The sequence below is a fragment of the Vicinamibacteria bacterium genome (assembly GCA_035620555.1).
Lineage (GTDB): Bacteria > Acidobacteriota > Vicinamibacteria > Marinacidobacterales > SMYC01 > DASPGQ01.
This window is the reverse complement of the sequence record DASPGQ010000155.1, coordinates 1-2,041: the sequence shown is the minus strand read 5'-3', so window position 1 is coordinate 2,041 and position 2,041 is coordinate 1. Positions and strand designations below refer to the sequence as shown.

Sequence of the window (2,041 nt, the reverse complement as noted above, 5' to 3'; positions counted from 1 at the left end):
GTCAATGCTTCGACGATGAGCATGCCGAAACCGACGATCAGGAGAAGCAGGCCGACGATATTGACGGGCAAGATCTCGAAGGCGAAGGCGGCGAGTAGGAGAGCGATGGCGCCGACGATTCCCGGCACGAGGGTGCCGGGGTTGGAGAACTCGAGATACAGTCCCGCGAGGCCGATGAGGCCGAGGAAGACCGCGATGTTGGGGTTGGCGATGTAGGAAAGAAGCCTTTGCTTCGTCGTCATCTCCTTGACGACCACCGGGGCGTCCGAGGTCGAGAGCGTGACCTCGCTTCCGTCGACTCGTCTGACGACGGAACCGTGCAGCCGTTCGAGAAGCTCGGCTTCGGTATTTGCCACATAGTCGATGAGACCCGCTTCGAGCGCCTCGCTGGCCGTCCAGGACAGGGTCTCGGTCACGGCTTTCTCCGCGAGCTCGGGGCTGCGGCCACGTCGCTCGGCGAGCGAGCGAGCATAAGCGGCGGCGTCGGAAGTTGCCTTCTTCTCCAACGTTTCTTGAAGATCCTGGCCCGAGCCGGCGATGGGCGTCGCCGCCCCCGTATTCGTGCCCGGCGCCATCGCGGCGACGTCGGCAGACAGGAGAATCAGGAATCCGGCGGAGGCGGCGTGCGCACCCGAGGGTGATACGTAAACGACAACCGGCGTTTTGCTGTTCAAGATCGTCTCGACGATGAGTCGCGTCGAGGAATAGGTTCCACCGGGCGTCTGGAGTCGAATCAACACCAGCGCCGCCGCGTTCTCGTCGGCCTCCTGGATCGTTTGCACCACGAGCTCGGCCGTGACCCGGTGGATGATATCGTTCAAGGCGACTTCGTAGATCGATCCGGAGGCCGCCTCCGCCGACGAGACGGCACCCGCGGTGAGGCCGACACAAACGATTGACAATATGCGAGATAACCGCATGTCGAGCGAATTATAGCCTGTCCGGCGAGCGTTCGGTCATTCTCTCAAGTCGCTTTCCGTCAAGGGCCTCAACGAGTCCAGACCGCCCTCGGGCTCGGCGAAGATCTCGTTGAACTCGCGGAGGATCACACGCTTCGCCGCGCGAGCGAGCCTTTCCTCGCGCCGAGCTTCTTTGAGCGAGTCGAGTTTTATCTTCTCCGAGAGCTCTTTGGGCACGTAGAAGCGATGACGCCGCTGCTCCTCCCGATCTTCCTTCCGTCGGCGGATCAGCACACGGATCTCCCAATCGGGTCGCCGGGACACGTCGAGGGTCTCGATGTCGATGAACCATCCGTCCCGCTCGACCTTCTGGATTCCCTGAGCCATTCTGCCGACAGGGATTGAAACCATGTGCCCTTGCCTTGTCAAGCTACGGTGGAAACGCAGGAGCTTGGGCGAATAACATCTTCTAGCTCGCAATGAGGAATAGGAGGAACCGTGACCGATAACAGCCGAGTCAAGCACGTCCGCTGGGACGACCTGCCGAAGGAGAAGCTGACCGAGTACCTCGATCGCCGCATCGTCACCGGCGACCGATCCATGGTGACGCACGTGTACATGAAGAAGGGGTGCCTCGTGCCGATGCACCACCACGAGAACGAGCAGCTCACGTACGTTCTGGAGGGAGCCCTGAAGTTCTGGATCGGCACCGAGGACGCGGAGCCTTTCGTCGTCCGCTCCGGCGAGGTCCTGGTGCTGCCCTCCAACGTGCCGCACAAGGCCGAGGCTCTCGAGGACACACTCGACGTCGATTTTTTCACTCCACCCCGGAAGGATTGGCTCGAGGGAACCGACGACTACCTGCGCCAGCAAAAATAGGCGTTTGAGATGCTCCCCGAACGGTTTTCGAAGGGAGCCGCGGCGGGCATGGCATCGGCGACGGTCTTTCTCGGCGCTCTGACCGCCTCGTTCCTGGGAACGGGTCTGCCGGTGCCGCTGGAGCTTCTCGGCGGTGCGATCCTTACGACAGCGTGCGTCTTTGTCGGAATCGTGGTGGCTCGTTTCTCGATCCGGCTTCTCGCTCGCTTTCCCGAAGAGCTCCTGCTCACCGGAATCGCATGCATAGCGACGCTCGTGGCCCT

At 61.9% G+C, this 2,041-nt stretch carries 4 protein-coding genes; 2 read left to right on the top strand and 2 right to left on the bottom strand.

Translation table 11 applies throughout. From position 1 onward, the window contains the following. Together VEK15_05970 and VEK15_05965 are read right to left on the bottom strand one after the other, a co-directional pair. The coding region (locus VEK15_05970) for an ATP-dependent Clp protease proteolytic subunit (GenBank protein HXV60221.1) at positions 1 to 902 on the bottom strand (902 nt) is incomplete at its 3' end. Between the two features lie 54 nt (positions 903 to 956). Continuing rightward, positions 957 to 1,310: a hypothetical protein gene (locus tag VEK15_05965; protein HXV60220.1), complete on the bottom strand. Its 354-nt coding sequence runs from the start codon at positions 1,308 to 1,310 to the stop codon at positions 957 to 959. 87 nt (positions 1,311 to 1,397) lie between these two features. On the opposite strand from VEK15_05965, the gene VEK15_05960 reads away from it, so the two are divergent. Both VEK15_05960 and VEK15_05955 read left to right on the top strand, forming a co-directional pair. Beyond that, positions 1,398 to 1,778 carry a cupin domain-containing protein gene (locus VEK15_05960; GenBank protein ID HXV60219.1) on the top strand — a complete coding sequence of 127 codons (381 nt, stop codon included), beginning with the start codon at positions 1,398 to 1,400 and terminating at the stop codon, positions 1,776 to 1,778. Positions 1,779 to 1,787: 9 nt separating this feature from the next. Next, positions 1,788 to 2,041: hypothetical protein (locus VEK15_05955; GenBank protein ID HXV60218.1), on the top strand; the 254-nt coding region annotated here is incomplete at its 3' end.

Coding starts and splice junctions, on each gene's coding strand:
- VEK15_05965 (HXV60220.1), bottom strand. CDS start 1,310: ATGGTTTCAATCCCTGTCGGCAGAATGGCTCAGGGAATCCAGAAGGTC.